This window comes from Lysinibacillus boronitolerans JCM 21713 = 10a = NBRC 103108, assembly GCF_000772935.1.
GTDB lineage: Bacteria > Bacillota > Bacilli > Bacillales_A > Planococcaceae > Lysinibacillus > Lysinibacillus boronitolerans.
Map to the genome: position 1 here is coordinate 55252 of NZ_JPVR01000064.1, position 20594 is coordinate 75845.

Sequence of the window (20594 nt, forward strand, 5' to 3'; positions counted from 1 at the left end):
ATGTTATAATGGAAGCATTGTAAACATGTAGGAGGCGCTATTTTTGAAGAAATCGATTACTATTTTTGTTGTATTGGCATTACTGTTATTAAGTGCTTGTGGAGAAAATAAGAACAGTGCTGAAACCACTCCTAAAGCAAATGATGCTTCACATGAGGGCCATGACCATGCGGAGGCATCTGGTGATATCCAAGAGGAAACTGCTTCTGCTGATGTCCTACCGACCTTTTTAGAGGGCAAACAAGAAAATATTCGCTTGGTCTATCAAATAGCTGGACAATCGACAGAGATTCTTGAATGGATGCCATGCTACTGCGGCTGTGGTGAATCTGCTGGCCATAAAAGTAATTTAAATTGCTTTATTCAGGAAAAACGTGAGGATGGTTCGATTGTTTGGGATGATCATGGGACACGCTGTTTAGTGTGCTTAGAGATTGCTGTCCAATCAGCACAACTGCACAAAGAAGGCAAGAGCTTAAAAGAAATTCGTCAGTTCATTGATGACACGTATAAAGAGGGCTATGCAAAACCAACACCAACGGACATGCCTGCATAAAAAAGCAAAGTCGCACATTCGCGACTTTGCTTTTATTGTTTCAGTTGATTTTTCTTTCGTTTACGAAGGATGATAAACAATATGACTGCGATGACAAGGATGAGCCCAACAAATTCTGCAATTAAAACATAGGATATGTCGCCTTTTTTCGCTACTTTCCCATCTTCCTTATCAGCATTTTGATTTACGGCTACAACAAATTGCCCTTCTTTTGTTTCAATCGCAGCGTCTGCCTGTGAATTCGTCTCCTTCAAGTAAGTATAAAAGTCACCTTTTACAGAAGTATTTTCTAATGAATGAATCCATAATAAAGGCTCTTTAAGCTGCCAGAAATTTTTGGTTATAAACACATATTGGCCAATTGCCTCAGGTAAAAACCCTTGTGAGATAAGCTGCTCAGATGTATGAGGGATTTTTGCAGCTTGCTTGGAAAGCCATGTTAGTTGCTCCCTTTCGCCCATAAAAATGACTGCATGCTCTTGTAAAGCTTCCTCTGTCACATTCTTATCCTTCATCAGCAAAGTTTTCGCCATGTTACCATTCGTCATTAACGATTTATAAAGCGATACCATTGTTGTATCATTAATTCCTCCATTATCAGGTATAACGATTAATGTATTTTCATGAAAAGCATTAGGAAAATCACGTAAGGTAAAGGTTGGTTCAGCATTATCTTTTGTAATCGCTAATGTACTATCACTATCAATGTAGATCCAATAGCGTTCATTGGTTGTTTCGCAAGGATCCTCTAGTTGGAAGCCTGTTACTTCAAACTGAATATCGGTCATTGACAGTTTGTTGAGCACATTTGTTTGGATCGGTATAATGGCCTCATACATATCTGTTGTCGCTTGTTCTAATTTTCGTAAATCTACTGCATGAGGAACATTATTGATATATACGATCAATTCTAATTTTCGGTCCTCATCCTCTTTACTGTCAGGTATTGTTGCTGATTTTTTAACGACCAAGCGCATAATAGCTTCCTTGTTTGCCTCTAGCTTGGGCAATGACACATAATAATGAGGTGTCATTGTCGCTTGGCTGGATAAAAGTCGATCCTCAAAGCCAAATTGCTTAAATGAAATCATCGTATCAGATCGATCTTCTATTTTAGGAACATCCTTAATCGCTAATGTATCACCAATTAATTGCTCGAATAAGCTTGCTTCGGTTAAAAAAGAAAGTCGATCCTCAATAGCTTGGCCATTTGAAGAGGTTACAGCTAAAAGAGGCACTTTTCGATTCGAGTTTGTATTCAGCAACTCCTGCATCGTAAGTGTCATGGCATCTTGCTCAACGTTTATATTTGCTAACATCCTTTTTAAGAGGCTTGTACTAAACTCATTCTTTGCCCCTACAATGATGATCGGACCTGTTAGCTTATTAATAGCATCTTCACGCTCAATCTGTACATCTGAGTCGCCATGTTCGGATAAAAAGGCTGCGAGCTGATACCCACTGTTTAAAGTAGCCTCAGAAGCTTGCTTTGGTACAATAATCGTCGTAGCATATCCCTCATAGCTCAAAAACGCAGCAGGATAGCTATTTAATGACCAAGCTTGACTCTCCTCGCTAAATGCTGAAATAGACGATAGTATTTCGATACGTAGCCAATTTCCTGCATTGCCAGGAGGCACACAAATCCCTTCCTTAAGAATTCCATAAAAACTAGCTGTGATTTTATGAGAGCCCTTTAGTAGTGCTTCTTTTGGAAGGTTAACGGTAACAGTCTGTTTTAATAAATCTGCTTTCAATGGAACTGTTTTAATCGCTACATCATCCACTTTCACTGTGAAGGAGGATGGAGCTATAAGTAGCTCAGAATGCTGGATTTGAAATGTCACTTGCTGGTTATTGGACGGTACATCCTCATTTAGATTGTAATAAAAATCCCTTGACGAGGAAGGTCCCTGTAATTCGATTGGCTGTGCTAATAACGGCTTCTTTTGCTGTTGATTGCCTTCTATTGCAATTATGTTGTCATCTACGGTAATGGTAGCTGCAACTGCATCGTTAGCAAAACATAAAAAACCAATACAAAATAAACACAAATAGAAGAATTTGGTTCTCATTATTCTGCTCCTTTATCTGATTGCTTGGAAAAACGCTCTGTTTTATACCATTGAACTTCTTGACCAGTAAACATGCGCTTTATTTCTAATAGTAATGACCAAACGACTAGCACAATCCACATTTGAGAGTAGGTAAAATACATAAGTATGACATAGAAGAAATTTTTTCGATTCATTTCTGTTTTTTCAATACTTAAGGTTATCATTACTTCTCCTAAAAACAGTAAAAAGGCTAAAACCCATAAAACAAGGGCAATGTCACCAACGGTCAATCCAATATCATAAAATAAATTAATAATAAACAGGGCATTGGATAAAATGACTCCAAAGAAAAATAAAAAATACGTAAAAAAGAAATAAAATAAATCAAACATTATACTTTTTCTTTTGAGGGTGAAGAATTGACTTAAAAACTTCAGCACTACATATTGATTACCTCTTGCCCATCTAGTGCGTTGCTTCCACCATACTTTTAACGTTTCTGGTTCTTGCTCCCAGGTAATGGCTTTTGGGAAAAAACGAATATGGTAGCCTAAATTATAAACACGGATGGTTAGCTCTGTATCTTCAGCCAATGCTTTTACATCCCAACCGCCTAATTGCTCCAAAACCGTCCGTCGGATTGCGAAATTGGTGCCAGGTATAGTTGCCACCTTAAACCATTTCCAACGCCCGCCTTGAGCCATCCACTGGAAACAAATTGTTTCTATATTAATAAAACGAGTTAACCATGTTTCTGCCGCATTAATAACGCGAAATTTCCCAACAGTGGCAGCTGCTTTTGGATCATTCATGAGCCCCATTACTAAATACCAAACGGCCATCCGTTCAGGTGTATTATCAGCATCATAAACAACAACAATATCCCCTGTGGAATCAGCTAGTGCCGAATTTAGGGCAGAGGATTTACCCTTCCCTTTGTTTGGCTCTACCGTTTCAATGACACGAATAAATGGGAATTTCTCTGCGTACCGTGCTGCAATAGCACCAGTTTCATCCGAGGAATTATCATTAATGACAATCACCTCTAGTTGATCTTTCGGATAATATAGTCGTGACATAGCTCGGAGCGTCTGTTCAATCACAAGTGCTTCATTGTGCGCCGGTATAAAGACACTGACAGAGGGAACCTTGTCCATTTTTTTAGCCCAGTCATCAATTGGCTTTTCAAAAGTACGGAAGTGTAAATAACCCCCCTCCATTAAAAACATATGGTAAAGCAGCATGATCCAAATGAGGAAAAGTGATATAAAAAATAAGGTATTAGCCATTTGTTTTCCTCTCCTCAAATAATCTCTTACGTAAGGTAATACGTAAACGCAAGGTGCTAATAAAAAATAATGTAACAAACAGCCCATAAAATTAATTCAACTGGTCGTTCTTCAAATAATATTTTTAAACGTTCGATTTTTGTAAATGCTAATTGTATTGTTTGTTCACCGTTTTCATGTTGCTTAATCGAAATATTTTTGGATGTTACTTGTTGCTTCGTCTGTCTGAGATTAAGTAGCTCAATTTGTGGATGTTCACTTAAATAAACGGCAAGCTCCTCAACATAGGAAGCGTTAAAATAGGCAGGATATTGAATACCGATAATAGAACTAGGAACTTTTAATAACAGTTTTATTTTCTGTTTAACAGGATACAAAGGATTATTGTCCGTATTGGCAATAGTACCTACTGTCACCGGGTAAATGGTGCGACTGTCGATTTGTGATAAATATAGCTGTTGACTTCCTTGTTGAATACTGCCCTTAAATAAAGGACTGTCCCCACTAGTTATCGTTGGATAAATTTTACGAAGCACTAAATAATCGAGATTCTTTTCAGTTTGACTAGCAGTAGAAGAAGAAAGGACGAATGGATATCCTTCCTTTTGCAATTTTTGTAAATAACTTAATAATTTTTTGTTATCGTGTAAGTAATAGGTTTCTTTTTCAAATTCATCTTGTAAAATCGGTGTGATTTCAAGAGCTATAGGGATTCTTTTTTCTGAAAATTCCATCACTACGTCTTCTAATTGTTGAACTTCTGTTTTCATATTAATATCCGTTAAAACAATATAGGCAGGATGTATTTGAGGCTTGGATAAATGCAAAAGTTCACCTATCATAGCTGGCCATTGATAGAGTAATAAATCTTTATTGATGAAATCTCCAATAAATGACCAATTATCCTTTGTGACGATAAAAGGATAGGATTGATTCAAAGAAGTGGCACTCTTTACAATTTCCCAGTCTGCAGATGGTTGTATACTTTTCCAACGAACAGGGTTACTTAAACTTTCTTCACCTATAGCTCGAAGTTCCACTGTAGGTCCTTCATGCCAAGTTGAAAAATTTTCAAATTGAAGTGCATTCTCACCAATCAGCAAGACAGGTCCTTGAAATTGATTTATTGAAGATAGTGCATTTTGAGGGATTTTTGTTTGGTAGGAGCTCAAAATTACAATGCGTTTATATTGTTGGAGATTGCGTTCATTGACATCCTCTATAAAAACAACATCCACGGACGTAGATGTTTGTAGCATCTCTTGCAATGCGAATACATCTTCATTTGGCTGCTGATTACTTGTGATATAAATCAACGCCACATCCTTATCAGCTTCTCCTGCATATGCGATTTCCTTATTTATGAAAGTATAAAAACAAAGCAGTCCCATGGCGAACCATAATTGATAGTTAGAGCGCACTTGTTTTCATCTCTCTTTCCAGATCTTTTAATAGTTCATCAAATGATGATTCTTGCAGTGGCTGATAGGTGAAATAGCTCGTTTTATAACTTATCGTCACCCATTTACCTTTTAACAATTGATGATTTTTCAGGGCTTGGTCCAATTTGGCATAGATGACTTCCATATGTTTATCTGTCGTATCAATAAGTAGCAACCCAATATGATCTTCACGAAAACGAAATTTTTTATCTGTTAGTCTGATAGTTTGTTGAATTTTTTGCGAAAGCTGTTGCCAAAAATGTTGTATTTCTTTTGCTCCATAAAGCTGTTGGAATTTTCGATAATTCTCAATTTTTAACACCATGAAAACAAAGGTTTGCTTCTGTCGATCTGCTCTTCGCATCTCCTCATTGACACTTATTTGCATACGTGTTTCATTTTCAAAACCGGTTTCAACATCAATCGCTACATATTTCCTTACGTCTTCTTGCAGTTTTTTTATATAGTTTTCCTGTTTTTTCATTAATTCATGCAATTTACCGGTACAAAGTATGAGGATTAATAACATAATGCCATAGAGGAAAAATAGCTGCATGGAGAAGGACGGATTTAGAAATGTCATAGATCCTGATATTCCTGAATAAAGCAGTGTGGAACCTGTAATAAAAATTAATACTAAACTACTTATAAGTCCAAATACGATCCCTCTCCAAAGTGTCAGAACAATTAATAGCAACAAAAGAGCGTATAATAACAAGCCTTCAGCATCCAAACGCAATAAAAAATAAGTAGGTATTTGTAAGAGTAAAATAAGGATGGTTCCATAGACAAAAATAGCTCTATTTCTAGTCATTGTTGTGTGCATTTTTTACCTCCCTTTCGGCTAATAGTGGTAGCAAATTATCAAAACTATGCGTTGACCTTGTTTTTTTATCAACATAACCTGTTGTAGGGTCCTTTAAGTTTTCCATTTTCTCAATAAACTCCTGTGCTATTTGCTGTTCGTCTATTGCAAGCATATATCGCGCTGCCATGGCGTAAACAGCTGGTGACTCATAGTCAACAGTTGGTTGATTCGTTTGAGGATTATAACGACCATATAATTTATTGTCTCTTTTCAGAAGGTTTAATAGCCAGTCTTTAAATACTGCAGTGTCCCCATCGATAGAGGCAAGATGATAAGCTGTATATAATTGATCAATCATGTGTAGTTCTTTGTCAAATACATATTTTTCAGTGGTAATATCATAATATTTTGGAAAAAACCCTGCGTTAGCTCGTGGCACATTTTGTATAATAGCTAGCTGATGTTGGACTTGCTGTTGGGATAAAAGACCGTTTTCTTCCATCTCATGAAAAGCTGAAGGCATGATATAGCTAATCGTTAGCGTATTGGCTTTGTCATGACTGTCAACATCGACAAAGTCAACAAACAGTTCTTCATTCATTCCATACCGAACTAAGTTTTCTCCAATTTTTTTACCCAATTGTAAGTAAGTTGAATCTTGCCACTTTTCACCTGCTGACAGTAAAACACGAATGATTCGCAAATCATCAATTAATGCATTAACAGAAGCCTTTCTAGTCCCCTCTATACGCCAGACAATAAAATCATTTGCTAAAAAGTATGATTTCATAACATTTATCTGCTCATTAAAACGAACCGGATCATCTTTTTCTAATAAATACGCCAACCATAACCCTACCGACTCTGATAAAAATATGTCCTTTTGGTTTGTTAAATCTGTCCTTAATAGTCCCTTATCATTCAGTAAATCTTCAATAACAAATTGTTCCGTTGATGAAAGAGGAGCTTTTTCTACTTTTACTTCTTTACCTGTACAACTGATTGAAAGAAAAACTACACTCACTATTAACAGCCACCATCTAACATTTTTTATCATCGTCATCATCCTCATTAATAGTTATTTCCCTATAATGAATCCCGGTTTTTTATTATAGTATACAACATTTAGAATGGCTAAGTTTTTATATGAGTAATGTCACACTTTATGCAGATTTAATAAAAAAAGATGCTTGAACAAGGTCTATTGACCCATCAAACATCTACTGTTTTTTATATAAAATCAATATATTTTTATACATTTCTATTGAAAGCAAAATTGTTATTACATTGAATGGAATACACAGACCAATTGTTTCAATTTTAGCTTCATGTCACTTAACAAGCTTCAAAATGGTTTTAAAATGTTCATGATCTGCACGTTGTAATAGCTCATACAAGATCATTTCGGTGCTAGTTGGATAAATACCAAGGGCATTCATCTTCGTAAGCCCAATTTCTTTATTTGCCTTTGTTCGAGAAGATACGGCGTCTACAACAACCTCTACTTCAAATCCTTGTTCTTTCAGTTGTCTAGCCGTTTGATACACACAAATATGTGTTTCGATACCTGTGACAATGAATTGAGAACGTCCATTTTCCTTTATCGCTTCTACAAATGCCTCTTCTTGGCACGCACTAAAGGCCATTTTGGCAATAGGTTGCCCTTGTAAATGCTGTGCAATATCAAGTGCCGTTCCGCCTAATCGACTTGGATTTTGTTCTAGCCACAAAATAGGTACTTCGAGTGCCTTCATCGCTTGTACTAGCTTTGCTACATTTTCAATTACCGTTTCACTGTCATCAACAATTGTTGCTAACTTTCCTTGCACATCTACAACTACTAAACAAGCTTTCTCTACAGTAAACATCCTGAACACCTCTTTTTCTTTTCTTAATAATATTATACAAAAACTTGCTTACCTCTCGTAAAGTAATAAGGAACTTTCTCTAACAATCGATTGGATAGTTTTGCTTTAGCCTGTCCATTTCACGCTTCTACCAAGGAAATATTTGCAAGCAAAAACACGAACAATATCATTTTTATTGCAATAAAAAATATTTAATATACGGAAAATATAACTTAATTTCAAAAATACCTTTCTATTTGTTCGTTTTTAATGAAAAATACCTGCTTAAATGTGTACATTTTGTTGCGAGCCTGTCGCCATTCTGCTCAAATATTAAGAATTTTATTTTTTCTCTTGAAAATTAGGTTATAATCCAGTAAAGTTCTGTTATTAACCAAACAAGGAGTGTACCACTTTGACACAACGTGCATACAATTTCAACGCAGGTCCATCTGCTCTACCACAAGAAGTATTAGAAAATGCTCAACAGCAATTAGTAAACTTCCGTGATTCAGGTATGTCCATTATGGAAATGAGTCACCGTAGTGCCATTTTCGATGAAGTACATAATGAAGCTATTACTTTATTAAAAAAACTTTATGCTATTCCAGAAAACTATGAGGTACTATTCTTACAGGGTGGAGCAAGCCTTCAGTTTACAATGGTGCCTATGAACTTCTTAACAACTGAGCAAAAAGCTAGCTATGTATTATCAGGCTCATGGTCTGAGAAAGCTTTTAAGGAAGCTAAATTATTTGGGACACCTGTTGAAGCTGCAAGCACAAAAGAAAACCAATACCGCAATATTCCTGCTTTAGAAGATATTCAATTCAATGAAGATGATGCATATGTTCACATCACATCCAATAATACGATATATGGTACACAATGGAAAAATTTCCCTAGCACAGGAAATGTTCCATTAGTGGCGGATATGTCAAGTGACATCCTATCAAAACCAGTGGATATTGAAAAATTCGGTATCATCTATGCAGGAGCTCAAAAAAACCTTGGCCCTTCAGGTGTAACGGTCGTGATTATTCGCAAAGATTTACTTGAAAAAGCAAATAAAAATATACCAACGATGTTAAAGTATACAACACATGCTGATAGTAATTCTCTTTATAATACACCTCCGACATTCGGAATCTATATGCTCGGCGAGGTATTAAAATGGGTAGAAGCTAAAGGCGGCGTAGCAGCAATTGAAAAACATAATGAATTAAAGGCAAAAGTGATTTATGATGCCATTGACAATAGTAATGGTTTCTACAAAGGCCATGCCACACCTGAAAGCCGTTCTTTAATGAACATTACATTCCGTGTTGCAGATGAGGAGCTAGAAAAACAATTCCTTGCAGAGGCAAAGGCAGCAGGTTTTATCGGGCTAAATGGACATCGTTCTGTTGGCGGCTGTCGTGCTTCCACTTATAATGCAGTGCCACTTGAGGCTTGCGAAGCTTTACGAGATTTCATGGTAAATTTCCAACAAAAACATCAATAAACTTCTATTTAAAAGATGAGTCTTTCCATTTCGGTAAAGACTCATCTTTTTTTCGCGCTTTTCGAAGGAAATATGAAATCTATCCCCATACAATTAGCTTGATTAGATGTTTATAGCAATATTTCAGCTTAGGGCTTTACACATTGCAAAAGTTTTTGAGAAAAATATAGATTTTTAAGCTGCCTATCGGACATATCGCCAGTCTCTAGCTATGCACCAAACATAGATTATTACTGTAAGGGTTACCTTTACGAAACTAGAGGAAGGGAGGTCTAGACAATGGAAGATAAAAGATATATGTCACATATGAACTGGCAAGGCTGTAAATGTCCTAAAAAAGAGGAAAAATGCTGTCAACGTAAAGTTGAAAAATGTCATTGCCAAAAAGAGGAAAAATGCCATTGTAAAAAAGAAGAAAAATGTACACCAAGAATGAGCAGCCACTGTAGAGGCTGTATTTGTCACCAATTAAGAAAATTAGAGCTAGCTACTACACTAGATATCTTCTTATCTGGAGGTATTAGCTTCTTAGGTGTGACTTTCATTTCCCTCGATCAAAGAAATTGCTGTGCATACTTCCTTGAGCCAGGTGCAGCTGCTGCTTCTCCTTTAATCGTAGATTGCAATAAAATTGTTGCGATTCGTCGAGTAGTGTAGCTTAATTAATATAGAGGGTAGCCTTATACAGGCACCCTCTTCTTACATAGAAAAAACGCTGTCATATTTAAAGTGACAGCGTTTCATGCTTACAATCCGGGCATTTACCATATATTTCAAACTTATGATTTTCAATTTCATAATCAGGTAATTTTTCACCTAACATTTCCATTGGACAAAGATTAAGCTCTTTGACGTTGCCACAATCCATACAGATAAAATGATGGTGATGATGCGCAGATTCACAGTGCATACGGAAATTACGTTCCCCTGATAGCTCTGTTTCTTCTAATATCCCAAGTTTCACAAAAGTAGCAAGGTTACGATAAATGGTATCAAAACTCATTCCCGGAAAATCCTTTTTTAGAACATCCAATAAATCACGGGCTGTTAGATATTTATCTGTTGCTGCAAACATATCTAATATTAACTCCCGTTTATCTGTTTTTTTATAGCCATTTTCCTTTAATATTTCCCACGCTCTTGAAATATTCATTGCGCTACCTCCCCCTGCTTTGCAGCCATTTTAAATGCTACTTTCTTTCCTAGGATTACAAGTAACAAAATCAAAATAGAAGTGACAACAATTGTGCCTCCCGGTGCTAAATCCATATAAAATGCACTAATTAGACCAATTAGTACAGCAGTTTCTCCAAAAACAATAGCATAAATGATGGTTTGCTTAAAGCCCTTTGCCAAGCGCATTGCTGCTGCGACAGGTAATGTCATCAGAGATGATACAAGTAAAATACCTACTATGCGCATACTTGCCGCAATGACAAGCGCAGTCACAATCATAAATAAAAGATGAACCCAACGAGCTGGAAGTCCACTAGCTTTTGCATATTCCTCATCAAAAGACAAAACAAATAATTCTTTAAAAAATAAAAATAAAAAAATAATTACAATGGCAGCAATTCCGATCACCACCCATAAATCTTGACGAGATACAGCAGAAACCGAGCCAAACAAATAACTCATTAAATCTGTGCTAAAGCCACTGGCAAGTGAGATAAAGATGGCGCTAATCCCAATACCACCTGACATAATGATTGGAATGGCAAGCTCCTCATAGTGCTTATATAAACGTCTTAAACGCTCAATCAAAATAGAGCCACTAACAGAGGCTAGTATACCTAAATAAATAGGATTGAGCATTGCTAAGGCTGATACAGATTGACTGATGTATAAACTCCCAGCGATTCCAGCGAGTGTTACATGTGACAAAGCATCGGCAATCAAGGACAGCCTACGTACAACAATAAACACCCCCAGCAGTGGTGCAAGTATGCCAATTAATAATCCAGAGAAAAAGGCATTTTGTAAAAATTCATAATGTAAAATTGCTTCAATCATGTGCCTACTCCTTCTAATGAATCTTTCTCACGGAATGGCCATACCAAGCATCTAGCGCGTCCTGAGAAATATTATCAAATTCATTTTTATAGCCGTGGAAGTGAATGGTTTGATTTAAACATGCCACATGACTAATACGATTTGATACCGTATCGACATCGTGTGTGACAAGAATCATCGTAATTCCTTGTTCCCGATTTAATTTCGCCAGCATATCATAAAATGACTGCACGTTCTCGTGATCAATGCCGACAGTTGGCTCATCTAAAATGAGCAGTTTAGGATCACTGACTAAAGCTCTTGCAATAAAAACACGTTGTTGTTGTCCACCAGATAATTCTCCAATATTGCGATTCATATAAGCATCCATGCCAACTGCCTTTAAAGCTTCTTGAACTTTGTCTTTGGCGTCTCGGCCAGGTCTTTTAAAAAGCCCTAATTTTTTTGTTAATCCACTTTTCACGACCTCTTGCACGGTTGCTGGGAACCCAGAATTAAAGGCATTGGATTTTTGTGAGACATAGCCAATCCATTCACGGTGCTTAAAGTTCGCGCTTGTTTCACCAAATAGCTTTATTTCACCAGATAAAGGTTTCAACAAACCTAAAATAATTTTTAATAATGTTGATTTTCCCGAACCATTTGGACCGAGAAGTGCTAAAAAATCTCCCTCTTCTACACGAAAAGAAATGTTTTTTAAAACTTGCGTATAGTCATATTGAAATGACACATTTTCAATGTCAATAAGTGTTGTTTTCATGCATGATCGCTTCTTTCTAATTCAAAATCATTACGATTTACAAATTGTAAGTATAAAGGAAAGTGCAGTTTTTGTAAAGAAAAGAAGATGGATGCTTTTTCGAATAGGCTGATGGCAAGTGTGTAAAACGTGAAAATAAAATGGGGTAAAGGAGGATTGACTTTGAGTATTCAATTTTTACAGCAATTAGCACAAAGCACGGATAAGGAAATTGTCGCGATTGCTCGTGAAGAAGGTTTTAGCATTACGACTTCTGAAGTAAAAAAACTTCGACCTTATTTGGAGCAATTCTCATTTTCTTGGCTATTTTTAGGTATTCCTAAAGATATTCTTGTTGAAGTGGAAGCTGTTTTAGGGAGAAAGCGCTCTCGCCAACTGATTGCCTTGTTTACAAAATAAAAAAAGCCCGAAATCAGAACCAGCCTGATTTCGGGTTAGTTATATTAGCCCTTTAAAGCTTCAATATGCTCAGGCTTAAATGTACCGTTTCGTAACATATCGATTTCCACTTTATACGGAGCTACCTTAGATTTAGCGTCACTAGTGAGAGGGACAAACGGTGTCTCTAAAATTTTAGGAACATCCATTAATTGTGGATGGTGTACTACATAGTTGAGGGCATCAAAGCCAATATGACCAAAGCCAATATTTTCGTGGCGATCCTTACCTGCACCGCGCACATTTTTGGAGTCATTGATATGCAATACTTTAATGCGTTCCACACCTATTATTTTATCAAATTCGTTTAATACCCCATCAAAATCTTCCACAATATTATAGCCAGCATCATGTGTATGACAAGTATCAAAGCATACAGAAAGTCGCTCGTTATTTGTTACACCATCAATAATTTTAGCAAGCTCTTCAAAGGAACGTCCACATTCTGTCCCCTTCCCTGCCATGGTTTCTAATGCAATTTGAACGGGATAGTCTTGAGATAAAACCTCATTTAAACCTTCAATAATTTTAGCAATACCAGCATCAGCACCAGCTCCTACATGGGCACCAGGATGTAACACAATTTGCGTTGCCTCCAGTGCTGCAGTACGTTCAATTTCCGATTGTAGGAAATCTACACCGAGACGGAATGTTTCTGGTTTTTCTGTATTGCCAATATTAATAATGTAAGGTGCATGTACAACAATATTGGTCATACCATGCTCTTTCATATGCAGGAGTCCATTCATGATGTTTAAGTCAGCAATGGCTTTGCGACGCGTATTTTGCGGTGCTCCAGTATAAATCATAAATGTATTGGCTCCGTATGACAGTGCCTCTTTACTAGAGCCAAGTAGCATTTCTTTCCCGCTCATCGAAACATGTGAGCCAAGTAACATGTAAAAGCCCCCTTATTTTTTACCTCGTGCTTTTAAGCGACGTTCACGTTTTTTAATTTTTTCCATTTCCCACTTCATATTACGTTTGTATCCAGGTTTTACCTTTTTAGGCTTACGTACCAACGCTTTTGCTTTCACATCAATTTCATTTTCTTGCTTCACACGATTTTTACGTGCATGACGCTCTTTTAACTCTGACCATTCGCCATCTTTTACATCTTTTTGCACAAAAGGAATGCCCATTTTTTCTACGCGAACTACTGCATCCTCGTCTGATGGCTCAAATAATGTAATGGCTGTCCCTTTATTGCCTGCACGCGCTGTTCGACCAACACGGTGAATAAAGAATTCTAAGTCCTCTGGAATCTCGTAGTTAATAACATGAGAAATGCCTTGGATATCAATACCACGAGCAGCTAAGTCAGTTGCTACAATGTATTGGTAGTCAAGCTCACGGATTTGCTTCATCATTTTTTTACGATCACGTGGACTTAAGTCACCATGAATTTGACCACAACGGATACCATGCTCATTTAAGTAGCCAGCAACGTGTTCTGCTGTTTTACGTGTGTTGGTAAAGATAACAGCTAAAAAGGGATTAATGCCCTCAATGACTTCTAATAAACGTTTATTACGCGATTTTGAGCGCACTGGTACAAGCACAAAATCGATGCCTTCTGCCACTGGTCGTTTATCATTCATATGGACGTGCACTGGCGCTTCCATATATTTCTTTAAAAATGGCTGAAGTTTTTCTGGAATTGTTGCAGAAAAAACATACATTTCAAGCTTTTCTGGCATCTGTGAAGCAAATCCATCAATCTCTTCAATGAAGCCCATATCAAAAGCTAGATCCGCTTCATCAACAACTAAGATTGGTGCTGTATGCACAAATAACGCTTGTGCTGAAACAAGGTCACGAATACGTCCTGGTGTTCCAACAACAATTTGTGGCTGTGTTTTTAATTTATCAATGGAGCGTTGTTTGTCCGTACCCCCAATAAATAGTTTTGCTTGAATCGCAGTTCCTTCTATTAATTGATTTAATGCATCAAAAATTTGTTGTGCTAACTCTCGAGTAGGAGAAGTAATAACAGCCTGTACTTCCTGTTTTTCTACATCAATACGTTGAACAATCGGGATTAAAAAACTATGTGTTTTCCCTGTTCCTGTATGTGCCTGTCCAATAGCACTTTTTCCTTTTAATAAAAGCGGAATAATTTCTTTTTGAATTGGTGTCGGTTCTGTAAAGCCTAGATTTGCAATGGCGTCCTGCAAAAATGGCTGAAAATTATAATCAGTATATTTTGACATCATTCGTTCCTCCTAACATCTTTTTCATTGTACCATGATTCGAACTTTAAGGTATATTTACGTTCTATTTCTTACTAGCATAAACATATTTTTAATGTTTTATTATCACCGTAACAAAGCCCTTATCAAAGGTACTTGAAATACGCAGAATATGCAATCAAAAAAGCGCTGCAACAATGTTCGAAAACGCTTGTAATATGTAATTTTTATGTCAATTTATAGGGAACTAATGATTAGCAGATTTCCCACATGTTATGATAGAGCTGTAAGATATTATGGGAGGTTGGTAGATTATGAAAGCAGCAAGATGGTATAAAGCAAAAGACATCCGTGTAGAAAACATTGAAGAACCAGTCATCGCACCTGGAAAAGTAAAAATTAAAGTACATTGGACAGGGATTTGTGGCAGTGATTTACATGAATACGCAGCTGGGCCAATCTTTATTCCAGTGGAGCAACCTCACTATGTAAGTAAAGACATCGCACCCATTGTGATGGGACATGAATTTTCAGGAGAAGTAGTTGAAATTGGCGATGGTGTAACATCTGTTCAAATAGGAGATCCTGTAGTAGTAGAACCAATCCTTGCATGTGGCGAATGTGCTGCTTGTAAAAAAGGTAAATATAATATTTGTAAACATTTAGGTTTCCACGGTCTTTCAGGCGGTGGCGGAGGATTCTCCGAATATACAATGGTAGATGAAAAAATGGTTCACAAAATGCCAGAAGGGCTTTCTTATGAGCAAGGAGCACTTGTAGAACCAGCGGCAGTCGCTTTACATGCCGTGCGTCAAAGTAAATTAAAAGCCGGTGACAAAGCTGCCGTCTTTGGAACAGGACCAATCGGGCTTCTTGTTATTGAAGCATTACGTGCAGCAGGCGCAGCAGAAATCTATGCTGTAGAGCTTTCAGCAGAGCGTGCCGCAAAAGCTTTAGAACTTGGTGCAACAGCCGTCATTAACCCTAAAGAGGAAGATGCCGTTGTGCGTCTGCATGAATTAACAAATGGTGGTGTAGATGTTGCCTTTGAAGTAACGGGCGTTCCTGTGGTTTTACAACAAGCTATTGACTCAACAACTTTTGAAGGTGAAACAATCATTGTGTCGATTTGGGAGTCTACAGCTGCTATCCAACCGAACAATATTGTTCTATCAGAGCGAACAGTCAAAGGAATTATTGCCTACCGTGATATTTTCCCAGCCGTGATGGAGCTAATGACACAAGGTTACTTCCCAGCAGACAAGCTTGTTACAAAACGAATTGCTCTTGATGAAGTGGTAACAGAAGGCTTTGAAGCTTTAATGAAGGAACGTAATCATATTAAAATTCTTGTAAATTCACAAGCATAAAATAGCATCCATAACGCCTCAGTGTAATGGCGTCCAGATTTTTTGAGCTTGCTTAAAAAGCCCCTCTTCAAAATCTGTGCCATCAGTAGTGGGCTTTTATCTTAATCCAGTCAGTGTTTGAACACCAGCTGAATCAAGAGAAAGAAAACGTCGAGTAATTGCTCGGCGTTTTTTTTTAGGTTCACTTGTGGCACAATTTTTTGGACTACATATAATACGTTCACAAGCAAAAAGTAATATGTCACTTCTGTGAATTTCCATATAAGGATCGTGGGTTGTTGTTGTTTTATTGATCTTTATCGAACCCTCCTATTAGCCTTTGCATATCATAGCTATAGTCAGGTATGTTCATCAATGAAAAACAAGTAGAAAGGAGATCATTATGGTATTTCGACCACCTTATCCATACCCAATGTATCCGGGTGGCATGAGAATGCCCATGCCCATGCAAACACCTCCACAGATGTCGCCACAGTCCTTTTTCCCGCCTGGAGGCTTCCCTGTTCAACCACGAATTCCAGGCGGCTTTCCAATGGCTAATGGAATAGGTTCATTTGGAGGGCAAATGCCGATGCCACCTGTGCAAGAAGCTTCGAAAGTCGGCTCATTTTTACAGCAAGCCAACAGTTTATTTAATACAGCCAAAACCTATACCCCTTATATCCAACAAGCTATGCCGATGGTGAAAAATATTCCATCACTCTTAAAATTATATAAAGGATTCCAAGGACTTCCTTCCGCTGGCGGTGGAGCAACTGAAGCAGCAGGAAGCGATAGTAAGGCTGCTGGAGGCAATAGTAAGACTGCTGGAAGAAGACGGTCATCTAGGCAAAGTGCATCATTTACGCCTCCCGAGCCACTTCCATCTAAACCACGTATTTTCCAACCACCAATGTAAATGAACGTTTCTTTGTATTCACAGTCACTGTCCGTTATAATGTAGATAGGTAAGCTTGAAAGGAGTCACAACCACCATGCAAGTATTAAAAATTAATCCACGTGGCTATTGCTACGGTGTTGTGGATGCGATGGTGATCGCTCGTAACGCCGCACTTGATAAAACATTACCAAGACCTATCTACATCTTAGGGATGATTGTGCATAATAAACACGTCACAGATGCGTTTGAAGAGGATGGTATCATCACGTTAGATGGTGATAACCGCCTAGAAATTATTAAACAAGTTGAAACAGGTACTGTCATTTTTACAGCACATGGTGTTTCACCGGAAATTCGTGAGATTGCGAAGCGAAAAGGCTTAGTGTCCATTGATGCTACATGTCCTGATGTAACAGTTACCCACGATTTAATTCGTGAAAAATCTGCAGAAGGCTATGACATTATTTATATTGGTAAAAAAGGACATCCCGAACCAGAGGGTGCTATTGGCGTTGCTCCGGATCATGTCCACTTAGTACAGTCTTCTAATGATATTGATGCTTTACAATTAACGAATGATAAATTACTTGTCACAAATCAAACGACAATGAGCCAATGGGATGTCGCCCATTTAATGGATAGTTTAAAAGAAAAATTTCCACATATTGAGGTACACAAAGAGATCTGTTTAGCTACACAAGTCCGTCAAGAGGCTGTTGCACAGCAAGCAGGTGAAGCGGATTTACTTATTGTTGTAGGTGATCCTAAATCCAATAACTCGAACCGCTTAACACAAGTTTCTGTGGAAATTGCTGGAACACCATCCTATCGAATTGCAGATGTTTCAGAGCTTAAAGTAGAATGGTTAAAAGGTATCAACATCGTTGCTGTAACAGCAGGTGCTTCTACGCCAACACCAATTGTAAAAGAGGTTATTAACTTCCTAGATCAATTTGATGAACATGATCCATCTACACACGAGATTAAGCGTACCGTGACACTAGATAAAATTCTGCCAAAGATTAAGACACCAACACCTGTTGACAAAATCATGCCTTATTAATTACTCCCAAAAAATCCTGGTTGTCATCATGACAATCAGGATTTTCTTTATTTACTAAAGTAATAGTTTATGGGACGACCAATGCCACCATAATGGACATCCATTGTAATTTCCTCTTGTTTTTCGAGGTAATCTAAATATCTTCTAGCTGTTACGCGGGCAATGCCAATTCCACTGGCTACTTCTTCTGCTGAGGCACCATCCACCGATTGTAAAAAGTGCACAACCTTTTCAAGTGTTGTACGATTAAAACCTTTTGGGAGATTTTTCTCGGATTTCAATGGAACAGATTGATCCAACATGGTTTGTCCATCACGATAATGAAATAACTGATCTAATTCTCCCTGTGTGAGCTCACGTTCTGTTTGAGTTTGCTTTTTAAAGCGTAAATAATTGTCAAGCGTCCCTTTAACACGTTCAAAAGAAAAGGGCTTCATAATATAATCAAAAACACCTAGATGCAGTATCTGTTTCACTGTTTCCATATCATTTGCAGCCGTCACGGTAATAACATCTACTGGGAGATCGAGCTCACGTATTTTGCGTAAGCTTGTAATACCATCTTGCTCAGGCATAAAAATATCCATAAAAACTAAATCGGGCTTAAGGTGGCGAATTCGCGTAATGCCTTCTAAGCCATTAGGTGCCTGTCCAATCACTTGAAAATGCTCTACCTTTTCAATAAATTGACGATTTACCTCTCGTACCATTGGATCATCCTCAATTAATAATACCTTGATCTGTGCCACTGCTAGCCCTCCATCCCATTATGCATAATAAAAGGTGATTAAAAAACTTGTTCCTTTGTTAGGCTCACTGATGACTTCAATGTCACCCTGTCCTTTTTCGACGATTTCCTTTATTAAAAATAGCCCTATTCCACGGTAGTTTTTCTCTTTTGTAGAATAACCATTGTCAAAAATGTGCTGCTTCACCTCTTCCGTCATGCCTACACCATTATCGGTTACTAATATGGCTAATACGTCATCATCTTCATCCACAGAAACATGAATCACCTTCTCCTCGACCTGTACATCCTTTAATGCATCAAACGCATTTTCTATCAAATTACCAAAGAGAATGACGAAATCATGATGATCTAAATTAGCTGGAAATGATGTTAATCGACTTTCACGATCAATTTCCAATCGAATTCCTTGTTCCTTCGCATAGGAAATTTTACTGAGCAATAGTCCAGATATATTTTCATTTTTGATTCGTTCATTTAAAAAATTAGTGATTTCATCATGCTCTTCCTTCACTTGTGTCAAGTAAGAAAGTGCCTGTTCATGATGCCCCAACTGTAAAAGACCTGCTATCGTATGCAGTTTATTTTTATGCTCATGTGTTTGTACGCGAAGGGCTTGGACAAATGCCTTAACTCCTGTTAATTCTTCGGCAAGCTTTTTCACTTCCGTACGGTCTTTAAACATGGCCACTGCCCCAACAGTTTCACCATTCACCTGTATTGGAATTCGATTACTCATAATACTATGATTATTAATATACAGCTCACGATTAAATAACGGCTGATCCAGCTCTAAAATTTCAGGAAGTCGTGTATCTGGCAGGACATGAAAGATTTTCTGTCCTATCAATGTAGAGGGCTTTTCAGATACCCCTAAGATATCACAGGCCTTTTCATTAAAAATCGTAATGGTCAAATCATTATCGATAGCAATGATGCCTTCGTGCATGGCATTAAACGTTTCTGTCCGTTCTACATACATTTTGGCAATTTCATGCGGCTCTAACCCAAACATTTGCTTTTTCATATGGAGCCCCAATGTTCGTGCTCCCCATGCACTAAATAGTAACGATAATAGAACAGTAATCATTAGTTCGGTTTGCATTGTTTGCAGTAACTCAACTACCGTAAGCACACTGTACCCTACTACTGTAACACCTATTTGTCGTCCTTCATGATTCATAATCGGAACAAATGCACGAACCATATTACCATGTTCCCCACGTGCAATCGACGTATAGTAATGCTCTGAAAAAGCAGCGTTTAAATCTCCAGATTGTGATAGTCGACCAAGTTCTTGGCTATTAGGATGAGAATATTTTCGTCGTTGCATATCAAGAACAACAATATATTTTGCCCCATTGATATCACGGATTTCTTCTACGACAGGATTAATATGCTGTATGGCCTCATAGTGATTTTCACTGGTAATATATGTTTTTATCTCAGGAAGCTGTGAGACGGTTTTTGCTACAAGGAGTGCCTGATCACTTAGTTTGGTCTTTTGCTCATTCATGACAAAACCTAGCAAGAAAGTACCGCCAATACTAAAGGAAAGCATCAGAATAAAAAAAGTCAGAGACATAATTTTTCTCTGCATGGATAACTTCTGAAATTTCAACTGACC

Annotated in this window: 20 protein-coding genes; 7 read left to right on the plus strand and 13 right to left on the minus strand. The window is 37.6% G+C overall.

Going from position 1 to position 20594, the window contains the following annotated elements; all coding sequences use genetic code 11:
- The first annotated feature begins 43 nt into the window (after nucleotides 1–43).
- The gene (locus CD31_RS05265; RefSeq protein ID WP_016993502.1) at nucleotides 44–556 is read left to right on the plus strand and encodes a PCYCGC motif-containing (lipo)protein; all 513 of its coding nucleotides are present in this window, start codon (nucleotides 44–46) and stop codon (nucleotides 554–556) included.
- 32 nt (nucleotides 557–588) lie between these two features.
- Here CD31_RS05265 and CD31_RS22865 read toward each other — a convergent pair whose 3' ends face one another.
- The 6 genes from CD31_RS22865 to CD31_RS05295 all read right to left on the minus strand — a co-directional run bounded on the left by CD31_RS22865 (nucleotide 589) and on the right by CD31_RS05295 (nucleotide 8020).
- A complete protein-coding gene (locus CD31_RS22865) occupies nucleotides 589–2631 on the minus strand; it encodes a cellulose biosynthesis cyclic di-GMP-binding regulatory protein BcsB (protein WP_081977455.1) in 2043 nt (680 codons plus the stop codon).
- Nucleotides 2631–3902, minus strand: coding sequence for a glycosyltransferase family 2 protein (locus CD31_RS05275; protein ID WP_036076206.1), 1272 nt, complete (start codon nucleotides 3900–3902; stop codon nucleotides 2631–2633). Before CD31_RS05275 ends, CD31_RS22865 begins: the two co-directional genes overlap by 1 nt.
- A 56-nt stretch (nucleotides 3903–3958) precedes the next feature.
- A complete protein-coding gene (locus CD31_RS05280) occupies nucleotides 3959–5323 on the minus strand; it encodes a hypothetical protein (RefSeq protein WP_244905085.1) in 1365 nt (454 codons plus the stop codon).
- The gene (locus CD31_RS05285) at nucleotides 5313–6170 is read right to left on the minus strand and encodes a diguanylate cyclase domain-containing protein (RefSeq protein ID WP_036076208.1); all 858 of its coding nucleotides are present in this window, start codon (nucleotides 6168–6170) and stop codon (nucleotides 5313–5315) included. The genes CD31_RS05280 and CD31_RS05285 overlap by 11 nt, the downstream gene beginning before the upstream one ends.
- Nucleotides 6151–7176 carry a hypothetical protein gene (locus CD31_RS05290; protein ID WP_244905086.1) on the minus strand — a complete coding sequence of 342 codons (1026 nt, stop codon included), beginning with the start codon at nucleotides 7174–7176 and terminating at the stop codon, nucleotides 6151–6153. The genes CD31_RS05285 and CD31_RS05290 overlap by 20 nt, the downstream gene beginning before the upstream one ends.
- A gap of 307 nt (nucleotides 7177–7483) precedes the next feature.
- Nucleotides 7484–8020 (minus strand): hydrolase, encoded by a 537-nt coding sequence (locus CD31_RS05295; protein WP_036076211.1) that lies wholly within the window; start codon nucleotides 8018–8020, stop codon nucleotides 7484–7486.
- 394 nt (nucleotides 8021–8414) lie between these two features.
- On the opposite strand from CD31_RS05295, the gene serC reads away from it, so the two are divergent.
- Both serC and CD31_RS05305 read left to right on the plus strand, forming a co-directional pair.
- Nucleotides 8415–9503, plus strand: coding sequence for a 3-phosphoserine/phosphohydroxythreonine transaminase (gene serC / locus CD31_RS05300; protein ID WP_036076212.1), 1089 nt, complete (start codon nucleotides 8415–8417; stop codon nucleotides 9501–9503).
- A 279-nt stretch (nucleotides 9504–9782) separates the two neighbouring features.
- Entirely contained in the window at nucleotides 9783–10160 is a 378-nt protein-coding gene (locus tag CD31_RS05305) for a hypothetical protein (protein WP_036076213.1), read from the plus strand.
- A 67-nt stretch (nucleotides 10161–10227) separates the two neighbouring features.
- On the opposite strand, the gene CD31_RS05310 is transcribed toward CD31_RS05305, so the two are convergent.
- From CD31_RS05310 to CD31_RS05320, 3 genes are read right to left on the minus strand one after another with little or no spacing between them, the layout of a single operon-like run.
- Nucleotides 10228–10656 (minus strand): Fur family transcriptional regulator, encoded by a 429-nt coding sequence (locus tag CD31_RS05310; RefSeq protein ID WP_036076214.1) that lies wholly within the window; start codon nucleotides 10654–10656, stop codon nucleotides 10228–10230.
- Complete coding sequence (locus CD31_RS05315) at nucleotides 10653–11516, minus strand: metal ABC transporter permease (protein ID WP_016993506.1); 864 nt, start codon at nucleotides 11514–11516, stop codon at nucleotides 10653–10655. Before CD31_RS05315 ends, CD31_RS05310 begins: the two co-directional genes overlap by 4 nt.
- Nucleotides 11517–11529: 13 nt before the next feature.
- Nucleotides 11530–12276 (minus strand): metal ABC transporter ATP-binding protein, encoded by a 747-nt coding sequence (locus CD31_RS05320; RefSeq protein WP_036076215.1) that lies wholly within the window; start codon nucleotides 12274–12276, stop codon nucleotides 11530–11532.
- A gap of 162 nt (nucleotides 12277–12438) precedes the next feature.
- Between CD31_RS05320 and CD31_RS05325 the strand changes: the two genes are divergently transcribed.
- Nucleotides 12439–12675, plus strand: a complete 237-nt coding sequence (locus CD31_RS05325; protein WP_004227236.1) for a Nif11 family protein — start codon at nucleotides 12439–12441, stop codon at nucleotides 12673–12675.
- Between the two features lie 44 nt (nucleotides 12676–12719).
- Here CD31_RS05325 and CD31_RS05330 read toward each other — a convergent pair whose 3' ends face one another.
- Both CD31_RS05330 and CD31_RS05335 read right to left on the minus strand, forming a co-directional pair.
- Nucleotides 12720–13613 (minus strand): deoxyribonuclease IV, encoded by an 894-nt coding sequence (locus tag CD31_RS05330; protein ID WP_016993508.1) that lies wholly within the window; start codon nucleotides 13611–13613, stop codon nucleotides 12720–12722.
- Between the two features lie 12 nt (nucleotides 13614–13625).
- A complete protein-coding gene (locus tag CD31_RS05335; RefSeq protein WP_036076216.1) occupies nucleotides 13626–14927 on the minus strand; it encodes a DEAD/DEAH box helicase in 1302 nt (433 codons plus the stop codon).
- 293 nt (nucleotides 14928–15220) lie between these two features.
- Here CD31_RS05335 and CD31_RS05340 point away from each other — a divergent pair, with 293 nt between their 5' ends.
- The 3 genes from CD31_RS05340 (at nucleotide 15221) to CD31_RS05350 (ending at nucleotide 18219) form a co-directional block, all read left to right on the plus strand.
- Nucleotides 15221–16276, plus strand: a complete 1056-nt coding sequence (locus CD31_RS05340) for a 2,3-butanediol dehydrogenase (protein WP_036076217.1) — start codon at nucleotides 15221–15223, stop codon at nucleotides 16274–16276.
- Nucleotides 16277–16658: 382 nt separating this feature from the next.
- Nucleotides 16659–17174 carry a VrrA/YqfQ family protein gene (gene vrrA, locus CD31_RS05345; protein WP_036076218.1) on the plus strand — a complete coding sequence of 172 codons (516 nt, stop codon included), beginning with the start codon at nucleotides 16659–16661 and terminating at the stop codon, nucleotides 17172–17174.
- Between the two features lie 76 nt (nucleotides 17175–17250).
- Nucleotides 17251–18219 (plus strand): 4-hydroxy-3-methylbut-2-enyl diphosphate reductase, encoded by a 969-nt coding sequence (locus CD31_RS05350; RefSeq protein ID WP_036076219.1) that lies wholly within the window; start codon nucleotides 17251–17253, stop codon nucleotides 18217–18219.
- 47 nt (nucleotides 18220–18266) lie between these two features.
- On the opposite strand, the gene CD31_RS05355 is transcribed toward CD31_RS05350, so the two are convergent.
- Both CD31_RS05355 and CD31_RS05360 read right to left on the minus strand, forming a co-directional pair.
- Nucleotides 18267–18968, minus strand: coding sequence for a response regulator (locus CD31_RS05355; protein ID WP_036076220.1), 702 nt, complete (start codon nucleotides 18966–18968; stop codon nucleotides 18267–18269).
- Nucleotides 18969–18986: 18 nt separating this feature from the next.
- Nucleotides 18987–20567: an ATP-binding protein gene (locus CD31_RS05360; protein ID WP_036076237.1), complete on the minus strand. Its 1581-nt coding sequence runs from the start codon at nucleotides 20565–20567 to the stop codon at nucleotides 18987–18989.
- Between the last annotated feature and the right edge of the window lie 27 nt (nucleotides 20568–20594).